Origin of the sequence: Bradyrhizobium sp. AZCC 2230 (assembly GCF_036924495.1) — a bacterium.
Lineage (GTDB): Bacteria > Pseudomonadota > Alphaproteobacteria > Rhizobiales > Xanthobacteraceae > Bradyrhizobium > Bradyrhizobium rifense.
In genome coordinates, this window is sequence record NZ_JAZHRS010000001.1 from 7200871 (window position 1) to 7227514 (window position 26644).

Annotated in this window: 20 protein-coding genes; 11 read left to right on the top strand and 9 right to left on the bottom strand. The window is 64.4% G+C overall.

What is annotated here, in order from left to right:
- The first annotated feature begins 11 nt into the window (after positions 1-11).
- Together V1280_RS34375 and V1280_RS34380 are read left to right on the top strand one after the other, a co-directional pair.
- Positions 12-644 (top strand): DUF1007 family protein, encoded by a 633-nt coding sequence (locus V1280_RS34375; protein WP_334538483.1) that lies wholly within the window; start codon positions 12-14, stop codon positions 642-644.
- Positions 641-1768 (top strand): nickel/cobalt transporter, encoded by a 1128-nt coding sequence (locus tag V1280_RS34380; protein ID WP_334534960.1) that lies wholly within the window; start codon positions 641-643, stop codon positions 1766-1768. The genes V1280_RS34375 and V1280_RS34380 overlap by 4 nt, the downstream gene beginning before the upstream one ends.
- A gap of 56 nt (positions 1769-1824) precedes the next feature.
- Here the strand turns inward: V1280_RS34380 and V1280_RS34385 are convergent, their stop codons facing one another.
- The gene (locus V1280_RS34385) at positions 1825-2223 is read right to left on the bottom strand and encodes an MAPEG family protein (RefSeq protein WP_334534962.1); all 399 of its coding nucleotides are present in this window, start codon (positions 2221-2223) and stop codon (positions 1825-1827) included.
- 83 nt (positions 2224-2306) lie between these two features.
- Between V1280_RS34385 and hemH the strand changes: the two genes are divergently transcribed.
- The 4 genes from hemH to V1280_RS34405 all read left to right on the top strand — a co-directional run bounded on the left by hemH (position 2307) and on the right by V1280_RS34405 (position 5998).
- Entirely contained in the window at positions 2307-3344 is a 1038-nt protein-coding gene (gene hemH, locus V1280_RS34390; RefSeq protein ID WP_334534964.1) for a ferrochelatase, read from the top strand.
- A gap of 10 nt (positions 3345-3354) precedes the next feature.
- Positions 3355-4323 carry an ABC transporter substrate-binding protein gene (locus tag V1280_RS34395; protein WP_334534966.1) on the top strand — a complete coding sequence of 323 codons (969 nt, stop codon included), beginning with the start codon at positions 3355-3357 and terminating at the stop codon, positions 4321-4323.
- Between the two features lie 207 nt (positions 4324-4530).
- Positions 4531-5529 (top strand): SPFH domain-containing protein, encoded by a 999-nt coding sequence (locus V1280_RS34400; RefSeq protein ID WP_334534968.1) that lies wholly within the window; start codon positions 4531-4533, stop codon positions 5527-5529.
- A 25-nt stretch (positions 5530-5554) separates the two neighbouring features.
- On the top strand, positions 5555-5998 hold the full coding sequence (locus V1280_RS34405) for an NfeD family protein (RefSeq protein WP_334534970.1): 444 nt from the start codon (positions 5555-5557) through the stop codon (positions 5996-5998).
- Positions 5999-6108: 110 nt separating this feature from the next.
- Here the strand turns inward: V1280_RS34405 and V1280_RS34410 are convergent, their stop codons facing one another.
- Complete coding sequence (locus tag V1280_RS34410; protein ID WP_334534971.1) at positions 6109-6447, bottom strand: winged helix-turn-helix transcriptional regulator; 339 nt, start codon at positions 6445-6447, stop codon at positions 6109-6111.
- 84 nt (positions 6448-6531) lie between these two features.
- On the opposite strand from V1280_RS34410, the gene V1280_RS34415 reads away from it, so the two are divergent.
- Positions 6532-7080 carry a carboxymuconolactone decarboxylase family protein gene (locus V1280_RS34415; RefSeq protein WP_334534973.1) on the top strand — a complete coding sequence of 183 codons (549 nt, stop codon included), beginning with the start codon at positions 6532-6534 and terminating at the stop codon, positions 7078-7080.
- 115 nt (positions 7081-7195) lie between these two features.
- Here V1280_RS34415 and V1280_RS34420 read toward each other — a convergent pair whose 3' ends face one another.
- Positions 7196-8206, bottom strand: a complete 1011-nt coding sequence (locus V1280_RS34420) for a KpsF/GutQ family sugar-phosphate isomerase (protein ID WP_334534975.1) — start codon at positions 8204-8206, stop codon at positions 7196-7198.
- A 185-nt stretch (positions 8207-8391) separates the two neighbouring features.
- Here V1280_RS34420 and V1280_RS34425 point away from each other — a divergent pair, with 185 nt between their 5' ends.
- Positions 8392-10134 carry an outer membrane beta-barrel protein gene (locus V1280_RS34425; protein WP_334534977.1) on the top strand — a complete coding sequence of 581 codons (1743 nt, stop codon included), beginning with the start codon at positions 8392-8394 and terminating at the stop codon, positions 10132-10134.
- Between the two features lie 158 nt (positions 10135-10292).
- Here the strand turns inward: V1280_RS34425 and V1280_RS34430 are convergent, their stop codons facing one another.
- Together V1280_RS34430 and gltB are read right to left on the bottom strand one after the other, a co-directional pair.
- Complete coding sequence (locus V1280_RS34430; protein WP_334534979.1) at positions 10293-11744, bottom strand: glutamate synthase subunit beta; 1452 nt, start codon at positions 11742-11744, stop codon at positions 10293-10295.
- A gap of 145 nt (positions 11745-11889) precedes the next feature.
- Positions 11890-16623, bottom strand: coding sequence for a glutamate synthase large subunit (gltB, locus tag V1280_RS34435; RefSeq protein ID WP_334534981.1), 4734 nt, complete (start codon positions 16621-16623; stop codon positions 11890-11892).
- Between the two features lie 504 nt (positions 16624-17127).
- Between gltB and V1280_RS34440 the strand changes: the two genes are divergently transcribed.
- Positions 17128-17877 carry a hypothetical protein gene (locus V1280_RS34440; RefSeq protein ID WP_334534983.1) on the top strand — a complete coding sequence of 250 codons (750 nt, stop codon included), beginning with the start codon at positions 17128-17130 and terminating at the stop codon, positions 17875-17877.
- 418 nt (positions 17878-18295) lie between these two features.
- On the opposite strand, the gene V1280_RS34445 is transcribed toward V1280_RS34440, so the two are convergent.
- Entirely contained in the window at positions 18296-19066 is a 771-nt protein-coding gene (locus tag V1280_RS34445; RefSeq protein ID WP_334534984.1) for an alpha/beta fold hydrolase, read from the bottom strand.
- Positions 19067-19218: 152 nt separating this feature from the next.
- Positions 19219-19680 (bottom strand): Hsp20 family protein, encoded by a 462-nt coding sequence (locus V1280_RS34450; protein WP_334534986.1) that lies wholly within the window; start codon positions 19678-19680, stop codon positions 19219-19221.
- A 235-nt stretch (positions 19681-19915) separates the two neighbouring features.
- Here V1280_RS34450 and V1280_RS34455 point away from each other — a divergent pair, with 235 nt between their 5' ends.
- On the top strand, positions 19916-20863 hold the full coding sequence (locus V1280_RS34455; RefSeq protein WP_148779005.1) for an alpha/beta fold hydrolase: 948 nt from the start codon (positions 19916-19918) through the stop codon (positions 20861-20863).
- Positions 20864-20988: 125 nt separating this feature from the next.
- Here V1280_RS34455 and V1280_RS34460 read toward each other — a convergent pair whose 3' ends face one another.
- Positions 20989-23793: a di-heme-cytochrome C peroxidase gene (locus tag V1280_RS34460; RefSeq protein ID WP_334534989.1), complete on the bottom strand. Its 2805-nt coding sequence runs from the start codon at positions 23791-23793 to the stop codon at positions 20989-20991.
- 187 nt (positions 23794-23980) lie between these two features.
- Complete coding sequence (locus V1280_RS34465) at positions 23981-25777, bottom strand: adenylate/guanylate cyclase domain-containing protein (RefSeq protein ID WP_334534991.1); 1797 nt, start codon at positions 25775-25777, stop codon at positions 23981-23983.
- A 223-nt stretch (positions 25778-26000) separates the two neighbouring features.
- Here V1280_RS34465 and V1280_RS34470 point away from each other — a divergent pair, with 223 nt between their 5' ends.
- Complete coding sequence (locus tag V1280_RS34470; protein ID WP_334534993.1) at positions 26001-26633, top strand: LysE family translocator; 633 nt, start codon at positions 26001-26003, stop codon at positions 26631-26633.
- The last annotated feature ends 11 nt before the right edge of the window (positions 26634-26644 follow it).

Consider the following 26644-nt stretch of genomic DNA (forward strand, 5'->3'; position numbering starts at 1 on the left):
GGATACCTCCGATGCGCCGCCTGTTCGGATGGCTGCTCGCCGCCGCCATGATGTTCGCATCAAGCGTCGCCAGCGCGCATCCACATGTCTGGATCACCGCGACCAGCGAATTGCTCTACGCCGAAGACGGGAGCGTCACCGGCGTACGCCATTCCTGGACCTTTGACGACATGTTCTCGGCCTATGCAGTGCAGGGGCTCGAGAGCAAGAAGAAGGGGGCTTACACGCGCGAGGAGCTGGGGCCGCTGGCGCAGACCAATGTCGAGTCGCTGAAGGAATATGCCTACTTCACCTTTGCGCGAGCCGACGGCAAGAAAGAACGGTTTAACGAGCCCATCGACTACTATCTCGACTACAAGGACACGGTGCTGACCCTGCACTTCACGCTGCCGCTGAAGACACCGGTCAAGCCCAAGCAGCTGGTGCTCGAAGTGTTCGACCGCTCCTTCTTCATCGACTTCCAGATGGCCAAGGACAATCCGGTCAAGCTGGTCGGCGCGCCCGCGGGCTGCCAGATGAAGCTCGATCGTCCCAGCGACGGCACCGCGACGGCGCAGAAGCTGAACGAGCAGACCTTCATGGACGGCCCGAACGCCAATTTCGGCATGATGTTCGCCAACAAGATCACGGTGGATTGCCCTTGAAGCCGCATCTCTCGCCTCTCGGGCGCGGGCTCCTCGCCTGCGCCGCTGTTCTCCTCGTCGTCGGCGTGGCCGATGCCGCGCTTCATGATGTCCTGGCGCAAAATCCGTTCGGCGCGCCGAAGCCGGCGCAGGCGGCCGAGCCCGAGGTCAGCGGCCTCATCGGCTGGCTGCTGGCCAAGCAGTCGGAATTCTATCGCCAGATGTCGTCGACCATCCGCGCCGCGAAGACCGACGGCTCGGCGGTGTGGACGCTGCTGTTCATCTCGTTTGCCTACGGCATCTTCCATGCCGCCGGCCCCGGCCACGGCAAGGCGGTGATCGCCTCCTATCTCGTCGCCAACCGCGAGACCGCGCGGCGCGGCATTGCGCTGTCGTTTGCCTCGGCGCTGATGCAGTCGGTGGTGGCGATCCTGATCGTCGGCATCTCGGCCTGGATCCTGAATGCGACGGCCAAGACCATGTGCAAGGCGGAGGGCGCGATCGAGATCGCAAGCTATGGCCTGATCGCGCTGTTCGGCCTGCGGCTGGTCTGGGTCAAGGGCCGCCTTTTCATCCGCGCGCTCCAGGCAACGCAGCCGGTGCCGGCGATCGCCGGCGTGCCGCATGACCATGATGATCACAATCATCACCATCATCACGATGCGCATGATCATCATGACCATGGTCACCATCATCACGATCACAGCCACGATCACGCGCACGCCCATCACCATGCACACGACCACTTCCATGATGAGCATTGCGGCCATTCCCACGGCCCCACGCCGAGCGAGCTCGCCGGTCCCGGCGGCTGGCGGCGCGGGTTTGCCGCGATCCTCACCGTTGGCATCCGCCCCTGTTCGGGCGCGATCCTGGTGCTGGTGTTCGCACTCGCCCAGGGCCTGTTCTGGGCCGGCATCGCCGCGACCTTTCTGATGGGATTGGGCACCGCGATCACGGTCGCGGCCATCGCCGTGATTGCCGTCTCAGCCAAGGACATCGCCGGCCGTCTGAGCGGAGCCCGGGACGGCGGCGGCGCGCTGTTCATGCGCGGCATCGAGTTCGGTGCGGCCGCCCTCGTGCTGCTGTTCGGCGCGGGCCTGCTGCTCGGTTACATCGCGGCCGAGCGGACGACCTGTTTTTGAAGGTGCTCCTCCCCTCTCCCCTTGCGGGCCCCTTGCGGGAGAGGGTGGACAACCGCTCACACCGGCAACAGCCGCTTCAGCAGTGGCATGAAGAAAATCCCGAGATTGATCGCAAAGCCGATGCTCCAGAGGATGGAGCGCAAGGTCGGGCGGTTGCCGAGATAGGTCAGCACATAGGCGATCCGCACGATCAGGAACAGCACCGCGAGCTCGTCGATCAGGCGCTGCGGCGAGTCCCGGAATTCGGCGAGCAGCACGGCAAAGGCGAAGAACGGAAAGGTCTCGATCCCGTTCTGATGCGCGCCGAGCGCGCGCTGCGCGATGGCGTCCTCATAGAACGCGGGATCGCGCGGCCGGGCATTGTCGAAGCCGCGAAACCGGATCCATTTGATCGAGGTGATCGTCAAGAGATAGAGCAGCAGCGCTCCGAGAACGCACCATTCCGCGAGTGTCATCTTCCCTCCCCCCGCTTGGGGGCGACCCTAGCGAAACCGGGCTCATCTTGACAAGTTCGGAGCAACGCGCGACGCAACGGATCATGACGGCCATTGCCCCCATCGTTTCAGCGAAACCGGCCGCGCCACCGGCGCAGCCGCGCGTCGGCGTGCTGCTGGTCAATCTCGGCACGCCCGACACTGCCGACGCCCCGGGCGTGCGGGTCTATCTCAAGGAGTTTCTTTCGGACGCCCGCGTCATCGAGGACCAGGGCCTGATCTGGCAGCTGGTGCTCAACGGCATCATCCTGCGCAGCCGTCCCCGCACCAAGGCGCTCGACTACCGGAAGATCTGGAACAACGAGCGGAACGAGTCGCCGCTGAAGACCATCACGCGCTCGCAAAGCGACAAGCTCGCCGCCGCGCTGTCGGACCGTGCGCATGTCGCGGTGGACTGGGCGATGCGCTACGGCAATCCGTCGATCAAGGCGGGCATCGATGCGCTGATCGCGAAGGGCTGCGATCGCATCCTCGCCGTGCCGCTTTATCCGCAATATTCCGCCTCGACCTCGGCGACCGTCTGCGACGAGGTGTTCCGCGTGCTCGCCCGCCTGCGCAATCAGCCGACGCTGCGGGTGACGCCGCCTTACTACGCGGACGAGGCCTATATCGAGGCGCTTGCCGTCTCGATCGAGACGCATCTGGCGACACTGCCGTTCAAGCCGGAGCTGATCGTCGCCTCCTTCCACGGCATGCCGAAATCCTATGTCGACAAGGGCGATCCCTATCAGAGCCACTGCGTCGCCACGACAGAGGCGCTGCGCCGCCGGCTCGGCATGGACGAGACAAAACTGCTGCTGACCTTCCAGTCGCGCTTCGGCAATGACGAATGGCTGCAGCCCTACACCGACAAGACGATGGAGCGCCTCGCCAGGGAAGGCGTGCGCCGCATCGCGGTGGTGACGCCGGGCTTTTCGGCCGACTGCCTGGAGACGCTGGAGGAGATCGCGCAGGAGAATGCCGAGATCTTCAAGCACAATGGCGGCGAGCAGTTTTCCGCGATCCCCTGCCTCAACGACAGCGATCCCGGCATGGATGTGATCCGCACCCTGGTGCTGCGCGAGCTTCAGGGCTGGATCTGATGGGCGCTCCATGAACCGCCGCAAGCTCCTGGCGCTTCTTGGGACGGTCACGGTGCTGCCAGCCTCAGTGCTGGCGCAACAGCCGAACGCGCCGCGCCGGCTCGGCGTGCTGGCCGTCACGGCCGGTGATGATGTGATCGGACAGACCCGCCTGGCCGAGGCGCTCGCCGCCCATGGCTGGAGGGAGCAGGACAATCTTAGGGTCGATTGGCGCAGCGGCGCCGGCGATCGCGCGACCATCGCCCGGCTTGCCGACGAGCTGATCGCGCTCAAGCCCGACATTCTGCTCGCGATCGGCACGCCCTCGGTGGAGGAGCTGCGCCAGCGCACCACGACAATTCCGATCGTGTTCGCGGTCGTCACTGATCCCGTCAGCCAGGGCTTTGTCCAAAACCTCGCCCATCCCGGCGGCAACATCACCGGCTTCACCGATTATGACGGCCCGCTCGCCGGCAAATGGCTGGAGATGCTGACGCAGATCACCCCGAAGGTGTCGCGCGTCTTCGTCGTCTACAATCCGGCTACCGCGCCGTTCGCGCCCCTGATGCTGCGAACGATCGAGGATGCCGCGCGGACACTTCACGTGACGGCGGAGCCCGCGCCGGTGCATGACACCGCCGCAATCGCGGCGCTGGCCGCACGCAAGGACGGCGGCTTCCTGGTCCTGCCCGATTTCTTCACCATCGCCAATCGCGCGCCTCTGCTGACGGCGATTGCGGACGCGCGCCTGCCGGCGGTGTTCTGGAGCCGCAGCTTCGTCGACGAGGGTGGGCTGATGTCCTACAGCACCGACAGCGCCGAGCAGCTGCGGCGTGCCGCCAGCTATATCGATCGCATCCTCAGGGGCGCGCGGGCGACTGAGCTCCCGGTTCAGAACCCCACCAAATTCGAGCTCGTCATCAATCTGAAGACGGCCAGGGCGATGGGCGTCACGATCCCGGCGAGCCTGCTCGCAACTGCACACGACGTGATCGAATAGGTTCGCAAATCTTAACGTTTGGCGCTAGGTCTGCGCCTGCGCGCTTTCAAGGCCGGCCCGCAAATACATAATCGTGGCCTTTCCCTCTCGTCGCGTCTTGTGCAGAATCGCGTGGATGCCGACGTTACTCGCGACCGCTGAACCGGTAGGGTCTTGATCCCGACCAATGGCAGCGCGGGAAAGGGCTTTTCCCGCCTTGGAGGAAATATGAGCGGTTTCGATATTTTCGCGATTGTTCTGGTGTTGCTCGTCATCGTCACGCTGATTGCCGGCGTGAAGACGGTGCCGCAGGGCTATGACTGGACCATTGAGCGGTTTGGCAAATACACCCAGACGCTGAGCCCCGGGCTCAATCTGATCGTGCCCTACTTCGATCGCGTCGGGCGCAAGATCAACATGATGGAGCAGGTGATCAACATTCCCGAGCAGGAGGTGATCACCAAGGACAACGCCACCGTGACGGTCGACGGCGTCGCCTTCTTCCAGGTGTTCGATGCAGCCAAAGCGAGCTACGAGGTCGCCAACCTCGAGCAGGCGATCATCGTGCTGACCATGACCAACATCCGATCGGTGATGGGCTCGATGGATCTCGATCAGGTGCTCTCGCACCGTGACGAGATCAACGAACGCCTGCTGCGCGTGGTCGATGCCGCGGTCTCGCCTTGGGGCCTCAAGGTCAATCGCATCGAGATCAAGGATATCGTGCCGCCCGCCGACCTCGTCGAGGCGATGGGCCGGCAGATGAAGGCCGAGCGTGTCAAGCGCGCCGACATCCTTCAGGCCGAAGGTGCGCGCCAGTCCGAGATCCTGCGCGCTGAGGGCGCCAAGCAGGGGCAGATCCTGCAGGCGGAAGGCCGCCGCGAGGCCGCTTTCCGCGACGCCGAAGCGCGCGAGCGATCGGCGGAAGCCGAGGCCAAGGCCACGCAAATGGTCAGTGAGGCCATCGCCAAGGGTGACGTGGCGGCGTTGAACTACTTTATCGCCGACAAATACATCAAGGCGTTCGGCCAGCTGGCCGAGTCGCCGAACCAGAAGGTCATCATGCTGCCGGTCGAAGCGATGGGCATGCTGGGCTCGCTCGCCGGCATCGGCGAGATCGCCAAGGCGACGTTCGGCGAAAGTGCCGTATCCGCTGCTGCCGCCGCCCGTCGTGGCGGCTCGGTGCCAACGTCGGCCCCCACGCCGCCATCGGTGCCGCCGCGATAACGGAATTAATCACAGAGGTCGTGTCATGACCGACATGTTCGTATCGCTCGGCACCTGGAACTGGCTGATCTTCGGCTTCATCGTGATGGCGCTGGAGGTGATCGCGCCAGGTGTGTTCCTGTTCTGGCTTGGGTTGGCCGCGTTGCTGGTCGGCCTGATCTCGTTCGCCGTCGTCATATCGTGGCAGATCCAGCTCGTGATGTTCGCGGTGTTCGCCGCCGCCGCCGTCCCGGTGTGGCGCCGGCTCGCCCGGCCGAAGCCGGACGCAAGCGCAAGCCCCTTCCTCAACAAGCGCAGCGAGGCGCTCTTGGGCCGCGAGTTCACGCTGGAGAAGCCGATCGTCGACGGCAACGGCACCATGCGCATCGGCGACACAGTGTGGCGCGTGGCGGGCCCGGATACGCCGGCGGGGACGCGGGTGAAGGTGGTGCAGGTGGATGGTGCGAACCTGACGGTGGCTGCGGCGTAGTCCTCCGTCATTGCGAGCGAAGCGAAGCAATCCAGACTATTGCCGCGGAAAGATTCTGGATTGCTTCGCCGCGCTCGCAATGACGAGTTTGTTGGGACGGCGTGGCCAGCTCAGGTAGCACTCTTGCTGCGCCACCTCGCCGCAAACCGCTGCAGCGGCATGAACGTCTCGCACAGCTCCCGCCCCAGCGGCGTCAGCCCATAGCCGCCACCTTCGCCCAGCTCCACGAATCCCGCCTCGCGCAACTCCGTCAGTCGGGCCTGCAGCACCGTCGGCGAAGCCTCGTCGCAGGCCGTGCGCAGTGCGCGGGAGGTGAGGGTTGCGTCGCGCAACTCCCACAGGATGCGAAGTGTCCAACGCTGGCCGAGCAGGTCGAGCAGCGCCATGATCGGCCGTCCGCTGCGCGAGCCGCGCACGCTGCGTTTTTTGGAGTCGGCCTGCTTTGCCATTGAAGCCCTCTTGGAAGCCCTCTTGCGTATCGCTACAGAAAGTGTAGCTTATTGCTACGATAAATGTAGCAATGGAGGCGTCCCATGTCCCGACCGATGCCGCGCATCGCACCACTGCAGCCGCCTTATCCCCCGGAGATTCAGGCGCAGTTCGACCGCATCATGCGCGGCGCGCCGCCGCTGGCGCTGTTCCGGGTGATTGCGGGCCACACCCGCGCCTGGGACAAATTTCGCGCCGGCGGTCTGCTCGATCCCGGGCCGCTGTCGTTGCGCCAGCGCGAGATCGTCATCGACCGCACCTGTGCGCTGAACAAATGCGAATATGAATGGGGCGTGCATGTCGCGGTCTTTGCCGGCCCGGCGAAGCTCACCGAGGATGAAGTCCGCGCGACTGTGAAAGGCGATGCGAATTCGGCCTGCTGGTCACCGGCCGAGCAGGCGCTGATCGCAGCGGTGGACGCGCTGCATCACCGCGCGACGTTCACCGACGTCGAGTTTACTGCGCTGTCAGCGCATTACGACGAGGCGCAGATTCTGGAGGTTATGCTGCTGTGCGGCTTCTATCGCACGGTGTCGTATCTGGCCAACGGGCTGCGATTGCCGCTGGAGGAGAAGGCGGCGCGGTTTCCGTAGGTCTAGCCACATCCGTCATTGCGAGGAGCTCTTGCGACGAAGCAATCCAGACTGCCTCCGCGGAGGGATTCTGGATTGCTTCGCTGCGCTCGCAATGACGGGGGAGAGAGTACGGCTAAGCCACGCCCGCCCGCAGCAGATCGTGCAGATGCACGATGCCGACCACCTTGTCCGCCTCGGTCACGACCAGCGTCGTGATCTTGCGGGTGTTCAGCACCTCGATCATCTCGCTCGCGAGCATCGAGGGCGGCACGGTCTTGGGCTGCCTGGTCATGATGTCGTCGACCGACACCGTCAGCAGGTCCGGCTTCTGCATGTGGCGGCGCAGATCGCCGTCCGTGATGATGCCGACGGCTTCATTCGAATCATTGACGATGCAGACGCAGCCGAGCCCCTTGGCCGACATCTCCATGATCGCGTCCGACATCTTGGTGCCGAGCGGCTTCACCGGAATCTCCGCGCCGGTGCGCATGTAGTCGCGGACGAATTTCAGCATCGCGCCCAGCTTGCCGCCCGGATGGAAATGGGCGAACTCCAGCGCAGTGAAGCCGCGGCCTTCGAGCAGCGCGATCGCAATCGCATCGCCAATCGCGGCCTGCATCAGGGTCGAAGTGGTCGGCGCAAGATTGTGCGGGCAAGCCTCGCGCGCCTTCGGCAGCTCGATCACGATGTCGGCGGCCTGGCCCAGCGAGGACGCCGCGTTCGACGTCACCGCGATCATCGGGATCGCAAAGCGCGCCGAGTAATTCACGAGGGTCTTCATCTCCGGCTGCTCGCCGGACCAGGACAGCGCCATGATGACGTCGTCGGTGGTGATCATGCCGAGGTCGCCATGGGCGGCTTCGGCGGTGTGAACGAAGAAGGCCGGCGTGCCGGTCGAGGCCAGGGTCGCTGCGATCTTGCGCGCCATGTGGCCGGATTTGCCGAGGCCAGTGACGATGACGCGGCCCTTGGCGTTGCGGATCAGGTCGACTGCCTTGGCGAAGGCCTCGCCGAGCGGGCCGCGCAGGGCGGCCGCGAGCGCGTTGATGCCACTGCTCTCGGTCTCCAGCGTGCGGAGCGCGGATTCGACACTAGTCGGGGTAGGGCCGGATGATTGGGTCATCAGCGGTTTCGAACTCGGCATGCATCTATCCAGGAAGGTAAGGCGATTGCCGCCTGCTTAGCACGCCCCGGCCCGAGAGGCGACGCGAGCGCCAAAGCCCTCAACGGGTCATTAACCATAATTGTTTTAACTCCATTAACGATGGTTCCCGCGTGTTCGCGGAAGGCCATCGACGAAGTGTCTGATTTCGTTGGAGTTATTCCATCGTGGGGTCGCCTCCAGGTAGGGGCCGGAGCAGTCGCGCGTACGCCTTTCGCGCCGCTTTGCCATGCCTGCTGCTGACCGCACTGGAATCGGGCCCGGCGGCCGCCCAAAGCCTGACGCCCGATCTGTTCAATCCCAACCGAGGCGGCTTTGCCGCGCCTGACACGCTGCCGACGCGCCGTACGGCCGGAGTCCCGCAGGCACCCTCGGACGCGATCCCGGCGCCACCGGATCCCAACGACGATCCGCGCAAGAGCCGCGAGACGCCCGCGCCGTCACGTATCGGCCAGGTGCCGACCTATGGCCTGCCCGCGGCGAATGGCGCGAGCGGCTCGGGCTACGACTCGCTCAACCGCAAGCGTCAGCTACCTAAGCTTTATCCTGGGCAGCCGAAGCCGAAGCGGCCCGCAGGTCCGGGCTCGCCGGTGCCGCCCGCAACACCCGCAGCGGGCCTCGGCCCGCCACGCATCGCACCGCCGCCGTCGGAGACCGCGAACAAATCACCGGTGCCGCCGGCGATGGCGGGCACCGTGCCCGGCCAGCCTTTGCGCCGCCGTCTCAAGGTCGACGATGATGCGTTCGGCGCGGTCGGCGATTATGCCGGTAGCTTCCTGATCAAGGGCGGCCTCGAGCTCTCCACCGGCTACGACACCAACCCCGCGCGCCTGCAGAAGCCGGTCGGTTCGCCGGTCTATGTCGTCGCGCCTGATCTTCTCGTCATGTCCGACTGGGAACGCCACGCGCTGGTCGCTGATTTACGCGGCTCGTTCTCCGGCTACACCAACAACATGCCGGCGACGATCGACGGCTTTGCCTCGCCGTCGCCGGTCGAGATCAACCGCCCCGATTTCACCGGCCACGTCGACGGCCGCTTCGACGTCGATCGCGACCTCAAGCTGACCTCGCAATTCCGTCTGCGGCTCGCCACCGACAATCCCGGCAGCCCGAACGTGCAGGCCGGCCTGCAGAAATATCCGGTCTACGCCACCTATGGCGGCACCTTCGGCTTCGACCAGACCTTCAACCGCTTCCAGGTCGCGGCCGGCGCCACCATCGATCGCACGGCTTACACCGACTCCAAGCTCACCGACGGCTCGACCTTCAGCAACGACGATCGCGACTTCAATCAGTACGGCGGCGTCGGACGCTTCTCCTACGAGCTGAAGCCGGGCCTCAAGCCGTTCGTCGAGATCGAGGGCGACAACCGCGTTCACGACCAGGCCGCCGACCGCAACGGATATCTGCGTGACTCAACCGGCGGCTATGCCAAGGTCGGCTCGTCCTTTGAATTCTCGCGCATCCTCACCGGCGAGATTTCGGTCGGCTATTCCGCGCGCAACTATGTCGACCCGCGCCTGAGCCAGCTCTCGGGCTTCCTCACCTCGGGCTCGCTGATCTGGAACGCGAGCGGGCTGACGACGGTGAAATTCAACACCGACACGCAGATCGCGGAAACCACGATTCCAGGCTCCTCCGGCGTGCTGGTGCACACCTATGCGGCCGAAGTCGATCACGACTTCCGCCGCTGGCTGACGGCAGTGGGCAAGTTCACCTACGGCACCTACGACTATCAGGGCCAGAATCGCAACGACAAGACCTACTCGATCGAAGGCAATCTGATCTACAAGCTCAACCGCAATGTCTGGATCAAGGGCACGCTGCGCCACGACATCCTGGATTCGAACCAGCCGGGCTCAAGCTCGCAGGGGACGGTGGTGATGCTGGGGGTGAGGCTGCAGAATTAGCGGCGGCCGCCACGCGCATTCTCTGCGAGAAGGGCTGGCTCTTTCCGTCGTCATTCCGGGGCGCGCGAAGCGCGAGCCCGGAATCCATATATCCACCAACGCTGAGGGCCGATGGATTCCGGGTTCGCGCCAAGTGGCGCGCCCCGGAATGACAGGATCTACCGCGGCAGATCCGTCTTCCCCATCAGGAACGTATCGATCGACCGGGCACACAGCCGGCCCTCGCGGATCGCCCACACCACCAGCGACTGGCCGCGCCGCATGTCGCCCGCCGAGAACACGTTCGGGCGCGAGGTCTGGTAGTCGAGCGTGTTGGCCTTGACGTTGCCGCGCGGGTCGAGGTCGACCGCAAGCTGCTTGAGCAGGCCCTCGTGCACGGGATGGACGAAGCCCATCGCGAGCAGGATGAGCTCGGCGTCGAGCTCGAACTCGGTGCCTTCGATCGGCTTGAATTTGTCGTCGACGCGCACGCAGTGCAGTTTCTTGACCTTGCCGTTCTCGCCGGAAAATTTTTGGGTCAGCACCGCGTATTCGCGGACCGCGCCTTCGGCCTGGCTTGAGGACGTGCGCATCTTTAGCGGCCAGTTCGGCCAGGTCAGGCCCTTGTTCTCGCGCTCCGGCGGGGCGGGCATGATTTCGAGCTGGGTCACCGACAGCGCGCCCTGGCGCAGCGAGGTGCCGATGCAGTCCGAACCGGTGTCGCCACCGCCGATGACGACGACATGCTTGCCGCCGGCCAAAATCTCGGTGACGCCGTTCAAGGGTTCGCTGGAGACGCGGCGGTTCTGCTGCGGCAGGAAGTCCATCGCATAATGGATGCCGTCGAACTCGCGGCCGGGAATGGGCAGGTCGCGCGGAGCTTCCGCGCCACCGGTCAGCGCGATCGCGTCGTACTGGTTGAGCATCTCGCGCGGATCGACATTGCCGTCGACGCCGACATGGCTGTTGTAGTGGAAAATGACGCCTTCGCCTTCCATCTGTGTGATGCGGCGGTCGATGATGCCCTTCTCCATTTTGAAGTCGGGGATACCGTAGCGCAGCAGGCCGCCGGCCTTGGCGAACTTCTCGAACAGGTGCACGTCGTGACCGGCGCGCGCGAGCTGCTGCGCGCAGGCCATGCCCGCCGGACCGGAGCCGATCACGGCGACCTTCTTGCCGGTCTTAACGGCGGCCACTTCAGGCTTCAGCCAGCCATTGTCCCAAGCGCGGTCGACGATCGCGCATTCGATGGTCTTGATGGTGACGGGGTTGTCGTCGATGTTGAGCGTGCAGGAGGCTTCGCACGGCGCAGGGCAGATCCGGCCGGTGAACTCCGGGAAATTGTTGGTCGAGTGCAGATTGCGCGAGGCTTCTTCCCAATTGCCCTGATAGACGAGGTCGTTGAAATCGGGGATCTGGTTGTTGACCGGACAGCCGGGCGTGCCCGGCGCGACCGAGCCGGTGCCGTGGCAATAGGGAATGCCGCAGTTCATGCAGCGCGCGGCCTGGTCGCGCGTCTCCTTTTCTGTCAAGGGGACGACGAACTCGTTGAAATGCTTCACGCGCTCGGCGACCGGGGTGTACTTGCGGTCGTGCCGTTCGATTTCGAGAAAACCCGTGATCTTGCCCATTAAACCCGAAGTCCCTGCCGCTTAAATCCGTTCTGTTTCTTCCTCGCCGTCATTGCGAGGAGCGAAGCGACGAAGCAATCCAGTCTGTATCGAAGAAGAAAGTCTGGATTGCTTCGCTTCGCTCGCAATGATGGGGTGTGATGCCTTACGCCCCGATCGCGATTTTCGGCTCGGCGTCCGCGTTGGCGGCCATTTCGCGCAGTGCGCGCCGGTACTCGACCGGCATCACCTTGCGGAATTTGGGCAGCCATTCCTTCCAATTGGCAAGGATGTCGGCGGCGCGCTTGGAGCCGGTCGCTTTGGCATGGCGCGAGATCAGGACGTGCAAGCGCTCGACGTCGGAATCGAGCAGGTTCTTGAACACGTCGACCCGGCCGTGCGCCTCGAGGTCACCGGAGTGATGATAGGTGCCGGCGTTGTTCAGCTCTTCCGAGAGCACCGGCTCGAGCTCGACCATCGCCATGTTGCACAGCTTGTCGAAGCCGCCGGTCTCGTCGAGCACATAGGCGATGCCGCCGGACATGCCGGCCGCGAAGTTGCGTCCGGTCTTGCCGAGCACGACCACGATGCCGCCGGTCATGTATTCGCAGCAATGATCGCCCGCGCCTTCGACGACGGCGACCGCGCCCGAGTTGCGCACGGCAAAGCGTTCGCCGGCGACGCCGCGGAAGTAGCACTCGCCGTCGGTCGCGCCGTACATCACGGTGTTGCCGACGATGATGCTTTCTTCCGGCACGATGGCGCTGTTGGCCGGCGGCTTGACGATGATCTTGCCGCCCGAGAGGCCCTTGCCGACATAGTCGTTGGCTTCGCCCTCGAGCTCGAAAGTGACGCCATGCGCGAGCCAGGCGCCGAAGGCCTGGCCGGCGGTGCCCTTGAGGCTGACCTGGATGGTGTCATTCGGCAGGCCGGCATTGCCATAGATCTTGGCGATCGCGCCCGACAGCATCGCACCCGCGGAGCGGTTGGTGCTGTTGATCGCAGCCTCGATCTTCACCGGCGCGCCGCGGTCGAGCGAGGGCTGTGCCTTCTCGATCAGCGTGCGGTCGAGCACCGCCTCCAGATGATGGTTCTGGCGCTCGGAGTGATAGATCTTCTGGCCTTTCTCTTCCTTCTGCTTGACGAACAGCTTGGAGAAGTCGAGGCCCTTGGCCTTCCAGTGCGCGACCAGCCTGGTCTGGTCGAGCAGCTGAACCTGGCCGACCATCTCGTTGAAGGTGCGGAAACCGAGCGAGGCCATGATCTCGCGGACTTCCTCGGCGACGAAGAAGAAATAGTTGATCACGTGCTCGGGCTGGCCGGTGAAGCGCTTGCGCAGGACGGGGTCCTGGGTGGCGACGCCGACCGGGCAGGTGTTGAGATGGCACTTGCGCATCATGATGCAGCCGGCCGCAATCAGCGGTGCGGTGGCGAAGCCGAACTCGTCGGCACCGAGCAGCGCGCCGATCACGACGTCACGTCCGGTGCGGAAGCCGCCGTCGACCTGGACCACGATGCGGCTGCGCAGCCGCTCGCGCACCAGCGTCTGGTGGGTCTCGGCGAGGCCGATCTCCCAGGGCGAGCCGGCATGCTTGATCGAGGTCAGCGGCGAAGCGCCGGTGCCGCCCTCGAAGCCCGCGATGGTGACATGGTCGGCGCGCGCCTTGGCGACGCCCGCGGCGACCGTGCCGACGCCGATCTCAGAGACGAGCTTGACCGAGACGTCGCCCGCCGGGTTGACGTTCTTGAGGTCGTAGATCAGCTGCGCCAGATCCTCGATCGAGTAGATGTCGTGGTGCGGCGGCGGCGAGATCAGGCCGACGCCCGGGGTCGAGTGACGCACCTTGGCGATGGTCGCGTCGACCTTGTGGCCGGGCAGCTGGCCGCCTTCGCCGGGCTTGGCACCCTGCGCCATCTTGATCTGCATCATGTCGGAGTTGACGAGATACTCCGTGGTGACGCCGAAGCGGCCCGAAGCGACCTGCTTGATCGCCGAGCGCATGCTGTCGCCGTTCGGCATCGGCTTGAAGCGATCGGCTTCCTCGCCGCCTTCGCCGGTGTTCGACTTGCCGCCGATCCGGTTCATGGCGATCGCCAGCGTCGTGTGCGCCTCGCGCGAGATCGAGCCGAAGCTCATCGCACCCGTGGCGAAACGCCTGACGATGTCCTTGGCCGGCTCGACCTGGTCGAGCGGGATGGGCTTGCGCTTCTCTTCGTCCGCATTCTTGATCCGGAACAGGCCGCGCAGCGTCAGCAGACGCTCCGACTGCTCGTTGAGGATCTTCGCAAAGGCGCGATAGCGCTCCAACGAATTGCCGCGCGCGGCGTGCTGCAGCAGCCCGACCGACTCGGCGGTCCAGGCATGATCCTCGCCGCGGCTGCGATAGGCATATTCGCCGCCGACATCGAGCGCGGTCTTGTAGACCAGCGCCTCGCCGAACGCGTCGGCATGACGGCGCACGGCTTCTTCGGCGATCTCGGCAAGGCCAACGCCCTCGACGCGGGTATGCGTGCCGGCGAAGAACTTGCCGACGAAGTCGGCCTTGAGGCCGACCGCGTCGAAGATCTGCGCGCCGCAATAGGACTGGTAGGTCGAGATGCCCATCTTGGACATCACCTTGAGCAGGCCCTTGCCGATCGACTTGATGTAGCGCTTGACGATCTCGTAGTCGTCGAGCGAGCCGGGCAGGCGGTCCTTCATCGCGATGATGGTTTCGAACGCCAGGTAAGGATTGATCGCTTCCGCGCCGTAGCCGGCCAAGCAGGCGAAGTGATGCACTTCGCGCGGCTCGCCGGATTCGACGACGAGGCCGACCGAGGTGCGCAGGCCGGTGCGGATCAGATGATGATGTACGGAGGCGCAGGCCAGCAGCGACGGGATCGGCACGCGGTCCGAGCCGACCATGCGATCGGACAGGATGATGATGTTGACGCCCTCACGCACCGCAGCTTCGGCGCGCGCGCAGAGCTCGTCGAGCACCTGGTCCATGCCGGCAGCACCAAGACCGGCGTGGAAGGTGGTGTCCAGCGTGCGCGACTTGAAGTGCGACTCGGCGACATCCGAGATCGAGCGGATCTTTTCGAGATCCGTATCGGTCAGGATCGGCTGGCGCGCTTCCAGACGCTTGGTGGTGGCAAGCCCCTGCAGGTCGAACAGGTTCGGCCGCGGTCCGATGATGGAGACGAGGCTCATCACCAGCTCCTCGCGGATCGGATCGATCGGCGGGTTGGTGACCTGCGCAAAATTCTGCTTGAAGTAGGTGAACAGCGGCTTGGCCTTGTCCGACAGCGCCGAGATCGGCGTGTCGTTGCCCATCGAGCCGGCGGCTTCCTCGCCGATGGCCGCCATCGGCGTCATCAGGATCGCGATGTCTTCCTGGCTGTAGCCGAACGCCTGCTGGCGATCCAAGAGCGACAGGTTGGAGCGCACGCCGGTGGTCGGGACCTTCGGCAGCTCTTCCAGCACGATCTGGGTCCGCTCCAGCCACTCCTCGTAGGGATGGCTCTTGGCGAGCTCGGCCTTGATCTCGTCGTCGGGGATCAGGCGGCCCTGCTCGAGGTCGACCAGCAGCATCTTGCCGGGCTGCAAGCGCCACTTGGTGATGATCTGGTCCTCGGGGATCGTCAGCACGCCCATTTCGGACGCCATCACGATGCGGTCGTCCTTGGTCACGAGATAGCGCGCCGGCCGCAGACCGTTGCGGTCGAGCGTGGCGCCGATCTGGCGGCCGTCGGTGAACGCGATCGCGGCGGGGCCGTCCCACGGCTCCATCAGGGCGGCGTGATATTCGTAGAAGGCGCGGCGCTTCTCATCCATCAAGGGATTGCCGGCCCACGCCTCCGGAATCATCATCATGACGGCGTGCGGCAGCGAGTAGCCGCCCTGCACCAGGAATTCGAGGGCGTTGTCGAAGCAGGCGGTGTCCGACTGGCCTTCGTAGGAGATCGGCCACAGCCGGTTGATGTCCTTGCCGTAGAGCTCGGAGCTCACCGAGGCCTGGCGCGCCGCCATCCAGTTGGTGTTGCCGCGCAGCGTGTTGATCTCGCCGTTATGCGCGATCATGCGATAGGGATGCGCCAGCGACCACGCCGGGAAGGTGTTGGTCGAGAAGCGCTGGTGAACGAGCGCGAGCGCGCTCTCGAAATCCTTCTCGTGCAAATCGGGATAGTACTTGCCGAGTTGGTCGGCGAGGAACATGCCCTTGTAGATCACGGTGCGACAGGACATCGAGCACGGGTAATAGCCCGCAAGTCCGCGGTCACGGCGCTGGTAGATCGCCTGCGAGATCGACTTGCGCAGGATGTACAGCCGGCGCTCGAAATCGTCCTCGGTCTTGGCGGTGCCGTTGCGGCCGATGAACACCTGCATGCAGGCGGGCTCGGTCGGCTTCACGGTGACGCCGAGCGAGGAATTGTCGGTCGGCACGTCGCGCCAGCCGAGCAGGGTCAGGCCCTCTTCCTTGATCTGGTCGGCGATGATGCTCTTGATGACGTTGCGCCAGGCGGTGTCGCGCGGCATGAACAGCGCGCCGATGGCGTATTCGCCGGGGGCGGGCAGCGCGAAGCCGAGCTCCTTGGCCTTGCGGCTGAAGAAGGCGTGCGGGATCTGCACCAAAATGCCGGCGCCGTCACCGGCGCGCGGGTCGGCGCCGACGGCGCCGCGATGCTCGAGATTGCAGAGGATGCTCAGCGCGTCCGAGACGATCTCGTGCGACTTGTTGCCCTTGATGTTGGCGATGAAGCCGACGCCGCAGGAGTCTTTCTCCAGGCTCGGATCGTAAAGACCTTCGGCCGGCGGGCGTGAATTGTGTTCCTGAATCGGATCGGTCGTTTTCGAGGCGACCGTCGCCGACAGCTCTTCTGCCACGATGTTTGCGCGCTCGAATTGCGACCCGTTCATTGTTCCAATCCTCTCCGTGCGGCAAGCTCCCTCACCGCCATCTTCGGCGCACCTTGGGCGTTCCGCGGCACCCGCTTCTGGGTCACCGCTCGTCCGCTGCGAGCCGCATTTTCTTAAATTCAGGCCAAGAATTCAGACCAAGGCGTTCTTCGTCCCCGAGAACGGCTTTGCCTGTTGTCTCCTGGCGCTCGAAGGCACCGACTTTCGTTGCAATCCCTATGCCGGAACTGCAAGGAAAATTGAGACAGTCTTCCTGTCCTAACAATCACCTTGCCAAATTTTTGTCTATCACACAAGCGCGCGAAAGTCCCGATTCCCCATATGTCAATCAATCGCTTTCCGAAAGTTGCGCGGCCCCGGTTTTGAAGCAAACGCGCCCCGATCCGGCCCAAGCACTGCCGAAATCCCGGATGAAGCTTCACCTCAGCCCTTCGAAAGGCGCGCCACGCCGCAAGAAGCGAAAGAGCGCGGCCATCCGAACGGCCTGACAGGAGCGTGTCGACCATGAAGTTTTTCACAGGATGTGTGGCCGCGGCCACGCTGGCGCTGGCGGCAACCGCTGCTCAGGCTCAGGTTCCGGCGAGCGGTATGTCCGGCGGGGCCATGATCGCGGTGTCGGATTTCGACGGACCCTACGGGCCGCCGGACGCCGCGCCACCACCGCCGCCGCGCTACGGCTACGGCTATGGCTATGAGGAACGCGGCCCGGCGCTGGCGCTGCTACCGGCCACCGAGGTCTACGCGGTGCTGCGCGAAAACGGCTTCTCGCCGCTCGGCATCCCGCGCCTGCGCGGCGCCGTCTACACCATTGCGGTGATCGACCGTCGCGGCGACGACGGCCGGCTCGTAATCGACGCCCGCAACGGACGGATCATCCGCTTCATGCCGGCCGCTGATGCCTATGGCATGGCGCCGGCCTATGAGGAGCCCTCGGTTGCACCTTACCGGCCGCAAAGCGCGCTGCCGCCGCCGACCATGGTCCGTGGCGGCCCGCCGCGCCCGCCGGCTCCGATCCCGCACGTCGCCAGCCGCACCGTTCCGCTGCCCAAGGCGGCTCCGCAGCGCGCCGAGACACCGGTCGCGGCAGTGAAGCCGCCCGAGCAGACGACGCAGCAGGCCCAGCCCACGCAGCAGACGGCCGCCGTGCAGCCCAAGCCGGCCGAGCCAGCGCCGGCGGCAACCGTCGGTCAGGCCAAGCCGGCAGCGACGATCCTGCCGACGCAGGAGATGCCGGCGGCACAGGGGCTGGATTAGCGCTCGTTTGATGCAGCGGCGCCTACCACACCAACGGTGTCGTCCCTGCGAACGCACTAGTGGATGCACATATCTTCCAGAGTCTTATCAACGACTTGGCTCATCAACGCAGTAAAATGGCGAATTCTTGCGAAGCTGCCTTCGCGAATTTTCGTCATTGAGTAGCGACCAAGTCATTGATTACGAGTCGATTTTTCGGCTCGAAAAGATATGTGCATGCCCTAGTGCCAACGCAGGGACCCATATCGCGCGATCTATCGGTGGGGATGAGGTGCGAGTACCGAACTCCTAGTCTTCACCAAACCGCTCCCTGTGGCTATGGGTCCCTGCGTTCGCATGCGTTCGCAGGGACGACAGCTGGGCAAAACAAAAAGGCGCCTGAAATCCCAGGCGCCTTTCGCTTTCACGCAATCATGCTTCAGCTGCGCGGATACCCGGCCGCCTCCAGGATTAAATTCGCGACGTCCTTCGGATGCGACACCAGCGAGAGGTGGCCGGCATCGAGCTCGATCGTGGTGGCGTTCATGCGCTTGGCGAGGAAGCGTTCGAAGTCCGGGTTGATGGTGCCGTCGTTCTTCGACACCGCGTACCAGCTCGGCTTCGAGTGCCAGGCGGCCTCAGTGGTGCGGCCGGCGAAGATCGAGGCGGCCGTCGGCCATTGCACCGCGTAAAGCTCCTTGGCCTGGTCGGGCTTCACACCATTGGCGAAATACTTCAGGAACGCATCTTCCGAGAGCTTGGTGTAACCGTCGCGCTCGACGATACCGGCGCGCGCCGGGCCCGCCGGAAACTGCTTCGACAGCGCGACAAAATCCTCGTTCGCATCGGGGGCGCGCGCGGCGATGTAGACCAGGCCGGTAACCTTCGGATCGGTGCCGACCTGGCTGATCACGGTGCCGCCCCAGGAATGCGCGACCAACACTGTCGGACCATCCTGCTCGGCCAGCACGCGCTTGGTCGCCTCGACCGACTCGGCGAGCGATCCCAGTGGATTCTGCACGGCGGTAACGTTGAGGCCGGCGGCCTGGAGGATCGGGATCACCTCCGACCAACTCGAGCCGTCCGCCCAAGCGCCGTGCACCAGGACGACGTTCTTGGCCTTCACGGTCTGCGGGATCTGCGCGTGAGCAAGGCTGATGGGAGCCGCCAGCAGGCTCGCGGCGACGAAAAGGCTGCGCCAGAAAGTCATGATCGTTCTCCGTCTTGTTTTGGTTCGATACCCAAAGGACGGAGCGCGGGGCGGCAGTGTTACGCGTGCTCACTGCTCTGTGATGCAGTGCACAACGAAAAAACGCCCCGGGGCACCGGGGCGTTTTCGCAACTTGGTGAATGTGGATGCGCTTAGGCCGCGGCAGAGTTCTCGATCACCTGCGCGCCTTGCGCGCCGGTGTTGATCGCGATCTGGCGCGGCTTCTTGGCTTCGGGAATCTCGCGCACGAGGTCGACGTGGAGCAGGCCATTCTCGAGCGAGGCGTCCTTCACCTGGACGAAGTCGGCAAGCTGGAAGGCGCGCTCGAAGGCTCGGGCAGCGATGCCGCGGTAGAGCACTTCGGCCTTCGAGTTCTCGTTGGCGACTTTCTCGCCCTTGATCGTCAGCGTGTTTTCCTTCGCGACGATGGAGAGCTCATCCCTGGAGAAGCCGGAGACCGCAACGGTGATGCGGTAGGCGTTCTCGCCGGTACGCTCGATGTTGTAGGGGGGATAGCCGGGGCTGCCGTCCGAGCTCGTCTGGTCGAGCAGGTTGAAGAGACGATCGAAGCCGACGGTGGAACGATAGAAGGGGGTGAGATCGTAGGTACGCATGGTCAAGTCCTCCATTGAGCGACTGTTCAGGTAACCCGCCCGCCAATCGGGCCGGGCTTTAGTCTGTGTGCAGCCTGATGTTCCGGTTCCGAAACACTGGTAGCGGCCTGCACCATGGTGATATGGGTTCAAGGGAACGTCGTTCAAGAGGGCGGTGAATCGCGCCTTTTCGGCGCTCCCGCCCTTGATTTGCAGCCCTTGAACTACAACACTTGGCGCCCAAGCACTTCCAATCATGACGCTGGTCTCGATCCCGTCCAATCCCGTTCCCGAAGACGTCGTCAGCGGCACCATCAAGACGCCCGACGGCGTCGAGCTGCGCTTCGCGCGCTGGGCGCCGCCGGCGAACCGCAAGGGCACCGTCTGCGTCTTCACCGGACGCAGCGAGCAGATCGAGAAATATTTCGAGACCGTGCGCGATTTGCGCGACCGCGGCTTTGCGGTGGCGATGTTCGACTGGCGCGGGCAGGGGCACTCCTCGCGGCGTCTGCGCGATCCGCGCAAGGGCTATGTGCGCAACTTCGCCGACTACGAGATCGACGTGGAGACCTTCGTGCAGCAGGTGGTGCTGCCGGATTGTCCGCCGCCGTTCTTCGCGCTGGCCCATTCGATGGGTGGCGCGGTGCTGCTGCGGCTGGCGCATGCGCAAAAGCGCTGGTTCGACCGCATGGTGCTGTCCGCGCCGATGATCGACCTGCCCGGCCGCGCCACCTCGTTTCCGGTGCGGGCGTTGTTGAAGACGTTGCGGATGTTGGGGCGGGGCGGCGGATACGTTCCCGGCGGCAGCGACCATCTCACCGGGCTGTCGCCCTTCATCAACAATCCCGTGACCAGCGACCCCGTGCGCTATGCACGCAATGTCGCGATCCTGGAGGAGGACCCCACGCTCGGCCTGGCGTCACCGACGGTCGCCTGGGCCGACACCGCATTTTCGGCGATGCGCACCTTCAGGGGCATGAACTATCCGTCCGAGATCCGGCAGCCGATCCTGATGCTGGCTGCGTCCAACGACACCGTGGTTTCGACCGCGGCGATCGAGGAGTTCGCCTATCATTTGCGCGCCGGCTCCCATCTCGTGATCGCCGGCTCCAAGCACGAGATCCTGCAGGAGCAGGACCGCTACCGCTCCCAGTTCTGGGCCGCGTTCGATGCGTTCGTGCCGGGCACGCCGCTGTTCAAGTGAGGGGCGCTGCGCCTTATTCTCCGTCATTGCGAGGAGCTCTTGCGACGAAGCAATCCAGACTACCTCCGCAAAGGCAGCCTGGATTGCTTCGCTACGCTCGCAATGACGGTGGATGGATTCCGATCTCACAGCGTCTTCAGATACTCGATCAAATCGTAGCGCTCTTGCTCCTTGAGGACGCGGCCGATGGTGCCGTCCTTGCCAGGGCCCGGCGTGCCATCGAACGAGTGGCCGGCATTGCTGTTGCCGAACTGCTCGGTGCCATCAGACGCTCGCGTCGAGAAGCGCGACTGCCCGGTCTTGCAGCTCTCGCCATCGGCGACCGCGAAGCCGACCTGCTTCGGATCGTAGTCGCGACCACCGCCCATGCAGAACGATTTGGGGCGCTCGGCTGCGGGGCTCAGCATCCAGTAGAGCGAGGGCACCGATCCGTTGTGCAGGTAAGGCGCGGTGGCCCAGACGCCGTTGAGCGGGCGCGCGCGATACCAGGGCCCCGGCTCGTTCTTGTCGGGCGGCTGCGGACCGGGATTCGGGCAGTTCTGGCGCTCACCCCACCAGATCTTCTGAACCTTCGGGTCGATCTTCGCATCGTCCATCGCCTTGCGGCTGACGATGTCGACGAGCACCATCAGGCCCACCGAGTACGGCATGTCGGTCGAAGAAATATCCGGCAGGTTGCAGCTCCACCAGGCATTGAGTTTCTGGGTGGGATCGAGCTTGAGAAAGCCCGGTACCTGAACCGTCCGCGTCGCCAGCACACTGGCCTGAGCGAGGTCGGTTCCCATGCCTCTGGCGCTCTTCTGGACCTCGTTCAGGAATTTGTCGCCGCCGATGGTCTCCCAGCGTGACGAGGACCAGATGCTTTGCTTCGGAAATTCGGTGTCGAACACGGGATCGTTGACCGGACCGAGATGGCATTCGGCGCAGATCTCCGCATAGAGCTGTCGGCCGCGTTTGACGCGGTCGCCATCGATCTTCCACGCAGCATCGCCGAAGATGTCCGACGGCCATTTCGGTGACGTCAGTCCGGAGAGCTGCTTTTTCGGATAGGGCGCCGATCCCTTCAGCAGATCCTCGATCCAGTTCAGATTCTTGATGTCCATCGACGAGCGGAACAGCGCGTCCTTGGGTGTAGTGTCGGACAGATTGAGCAGCGCGGTGACGCCCAGCGCTTCGCCGGCGTTGCGGATCAGCGGTTGTTCGATGGACGCGTCATATTGCGCGAATTTGAGCCAGGGCACGGTCCAGATCGGAGGGAAGCTGACCGGCGCGTCCTTGGCATGCAGATTCTTCTCGAAGCCGCTGAGGCCGCTCAGCGTCATGTCCTGGGAGAAGACCTGGTTGCCGATGCGGTTGAGCGCGTCGAGGCGGCCATAACCTTCCTCGGTGTCCTGCTGCTGCTCTTCGCGCTTCGTCTTCTCGTTGAGCCTCGTCTTGCCTTCGATAGTCTTGTTGTAGGTCGTTTCCCAATCTTTCAGGAACGTGCCGATCGCACTCAGCTTCTGCTTCAACGCATCGCGATCCGCATCGCTGGCGGAGGGGCCGAGCACACGGTCGGCGAAGCGCGTGAAGCGGCCCGGTACGATGAGCGTGTAGGCGATCGACAGGCCGGTCGTGACTTCGAGCTTCCTGAGGTCGGTCATCGCCGGGCCGCCGTCGAAGCGAATGTCGATGCCTTTGTAGTGGATCTGGCCGGTGTGGCAGGCGGCGCAGGTCAGGCCGATCCGGTCCTCGCCGACCTTGCCGGTCGCGGGATCGGGCACGCCGGTCATGCGCGCGAAACCGACGGGCAGGCCGTCGACGTTTTCAGCCTGGGCGCCCCAGTTGACCGGCGGATCCCAAAGCCGCGCGGGCACCGGCTTCGTCTTGTCGTAGACATTGGCATAGCCGAACCGGCGCAGGGTGGCATCGTCGGTGTTGAGCGTCTGCGGGCTCGGAATGAAGCCGAAGCGTTGCAGATGGTCGCTGTCGTGCAGCATCCCGGGCTTTGCGAAGAAATGAAGCCGCGGCTGCTCGAGCGCCATGAACCAGCTATAGGGCACCGGGAAAGTCGCCGTGCCCTGGCTGGCGTGATGAAACCAGTGCCGGTCCTCCAGCGCCCAGTTTTGCTCGAGCCAGTACGCGGCCCGGGGTTCGACAAGCTTCGGCAATGGCGGCGCCACCAGGTCCCCGAGGATGCCGGGCAGCATCGGCTGGAATTGATCGGGAAAGCGCAGCGCCACGATGCCAAAGACGAGGAGCGCAGCGACAAATCCGCCGGCAGCGCGCAATATGAGCGAGGGCGGGGTGACCGGCTGGCTGACGATCCGCTGGGTGATCCTGTCAGGGAATTTGCGCTCGTTGAACAATGTCCTCACCTCGGCCACGCTGAGATAGCGGTCATCACCTTGACCCTTGCCCATGATCTTGAGCAGGACCGGCCATTCGAACTTCATCAGGATCGGGTAATACCAGCGCGACTGATTGCCGGCGCGCTTGAGATTGTCGTTCATGAAGGTCTGGATTTGTGCCGCGTTGAGCCCGGTTTCGGTGCCGCCATCGGGATCGGCATAGGGACCGCCGAAACTGGCGAGCCGCGCAATCTCGTCTTCGTTGACGCGCCCGTCGACGCCGAGGATGCGCGAGCCGGCGCCGAGCTTGTCGAGCGGGCCGCCGCGCAAGCCATTGAGCTGCGCGCCCCAGAAGATGCTTTGCAGGATGTGACAGGCACCATTGGCGATGAGTGCAACGCCGCGGACCTGGATACGGGCCGAGGTCTTCTTCAGCCCAGCCTCGCCGCTTGCATTTGCGATGGTCTGCGACAGCGTCCGGAGCGGGACGGTCCCGCCGTCGACAAAACCCTCGCCGACGAGGCCGCGCAGGAATGGGCAGGGATTGTTCGGCGAGACTTCGATCGAGGGATCGAAGGGCTTCTTGCGGGAGTCATCCATCGGTCAAAATCCTGAAAGAAACGAATCGCGAAAAAGCGGCCATGCCGATCAAGCGCGGAAAGTTTAACAAACAGACAGCGCGGACGCCGAAAGACAATACTACTTCAGCGTGTGACGAAGTGTGGCTGAATTCACTGTGGTGTCAATAAAGTCGGGCGTGATATCGCGGCGCAGTCGCGGTTTGCCCTCAGGATTCGGCGGCGCGTCTGACGTCGCTCTGGACCAGGGTGAGCTTGCTGGCCGGGACGCCCGCCTTCAAGAGCCCGTCGCGGTAATGCGCGATGTCCTCGGCCCGCTTCCAGTGAAAATTCCGCAAATGGCGGTCGACATTCAGGGTGGGGTAATTGCCCATCAGCACGCCGGTCGCCTCGACGGCCTCGCCGGTGCGGCCTAATTGGGCCAGTGCCGCGGCGCGGATCGCGAGCGCCTGCATGTGGTTCGGGTTGACGTAGAGCTGCTCGCGGGCCCACGACAGGGTCGCGTCATACTGGCCGACGAGATAGTGGCTGAAGGCGTTCAGCGCCGCCCATTGATAGCGCGGGTCGCTGTTGTCGCGCTGGGCTGCCATCGAGAACAGCTCGATCGCCTGGCGGTGCTCGCCGATGACGAAATGGCAGATGCCGAGCACGCCGCGCGCGCCCATGTCGTAGGGGTTGAGTGCGACGGCGCGCTTGGCGGCGTCCATCGCCGCCTCGTCATGGCCTTCCAACGCATGCGCCCAGGACAGGATCGAGAACGCAAAGGAGGATCGCGGGTCGAGCCGGACGCTGGTTTCGGCCAACGCCATCGCTTCGGCCCACATTTCACGCGTGCCCTTGACCCAGCCGAACTGGATACTCTGGATCTGGATCGTGGCGAGATAGGCATGCGCGATCGACAGTTTGGGATCGAGCGCGATCGCCTCCCGGAACAGCTCGACGGCCGTGCTCAGATCTTCCTTGGTCTGCCGGTAATAATGCGACAGGCCCTTCAGGAAGCGGTCCCAGGCGGTGATGTCGTTGGTCGGGCGCGCGGGCGCGGAGGCCTCGGCCCGGACGATCTCGGTGGCGATGGCCGCGGACAGATGGGTCGTGATCTCGTCCTGCATCGCGAAGAGATCGCCGATGTCGCGGTCGTAACGGCCGGTCCAGAGCTGCTCGCCCGTTTCCGGCGCGATCAGCTCGGCGGTGACGCGGATCTTGGCGCCGGCGCGCCGCACCGAGCCCTGGATCAGATAGGTGGCGTCGATCTCGCGCGCGATCACGCGCGTGCTGACATTCTTGCCCTTGAAGGCGAAGGTCGAGTTGCGGCTCAGCACGCGATAGAACGATTGCAGCGACAGCGCGTGGATCAGGTCCTCGGTCAGGCCGTCGGAGAAATATTCATCCTGGGCGTCGCTGAGATTGGCGAAGGGCAGCACGCCGACGATGGCCGTGCGGTATTGCTGTGAGAGTGCGGACCCTTCCTTCAGCTCTGGCGCAAGTGCAGTCGCGCCATCGGGCGTCCAGGTCCAGATTCCGACCGGATCCTTGATGTTCTTGAAACGATGGTTGCCGCCGTCGACCAGCGGCACGGTGAGATGCTTGCTCGCCTCGCGGTAGGCCTTGGCCGAGATCGCGAACCCGCCGGGGTTTGCCACCGATTCCAGGCGGACGGCGATGTTGACGTCGTCACCGAACACCTCGTCCTCGTCGGCGATCACGTCACCCATGTGGATGCCGAGCCGGAACTGCATGGTGCGTTCGGCGGGCAGATGGTGATTGCGATCCGCCATCAGCAGCTGCATCGCGATCGCGGCCTCGGCGGCGCCGACGATGGAGGGGAATTCCAGCAGGAAGCCGTCGCCGGTGTTTTTGACGACGCGGCCGCCGTGATTGAGGATGATCGGATGGATCGCGCTGCGATGGGCCTTGAAGGCGGCATGGGTGCCGGCCTCGTCACTGCCCATCATCCGTGAATAGCCGGCGACATCGGCGCAGACGATGGCGGCCAGACGTCTTTCCATATCCTCAGAGCTCCAAGGGAGAGGGGACAGCCACCGCGTGGCAGTCGCCTCGAATCCCGCATTTCAAAACCCTGCCTTTATAGAGCAGATGAGGCCGAGCGAAAGTATGAACCGCATTGCAAATTCGACGCAAATCCTAAGCTTTTCCGGCGGTGGACGGCAGGGTACGAACCGATTAAGGCCAATCCCTTGGGATCGCCCGGCCGGGCGGCGGGAGTCTCTTATGCTGGGCATTCACGAAATCTGGCTCTTCATCCTGTCGGGCGTGCTGCTCAACATTACGCCGGGGCCGGACACAGTCTATGTCATCGGCCGCAGCATGCAGATGGGCTGGCGCGGCGGGGCGGCGGCGGCCTTCGGCATCAGTTGCGGCTGCTTTTTCCATGTCGCGGGCGCCGCGATCGGCCTTTCGGCGCTCCTGATGGCCTCATCCACCGCGTTTTCGATCCTGAAGCTGGTCGGCGCGGCCTATCTGGTCCTCACCGGCCTTCAGATGCTGTGGTCGCGACCGGCCCTGGTGAGGGTCAAGGACGAGGCCGAGCGGAGCTCGCTGCGGCGGGTTTTCCTCCAGGGCGTCTTCACCAACGCGCTCAATCCCAAGGTCGCGCTGTTCTTCCTGGCCTTCCTGCCGCAATTCGTCGCAGCCGATGCGCCGCACAAGCCGCTCGCCTTCCTGACGCTCGGCCTGATCTTCATCTGCACGGGAACGCTGTGGTGCCTGGTGCTGGCGGCGTTTGCGGCGAAAGCCGCTCACCGGCTGCGGCAGTCCGAGGGCGTGATCGCCTGGGTCAACCGGACCGTCGGCGGCCTCTTCATCTATCTCGGCATCCGCGTTGCCATGCTGGAGACGCGGTAGCTCATCCGAAC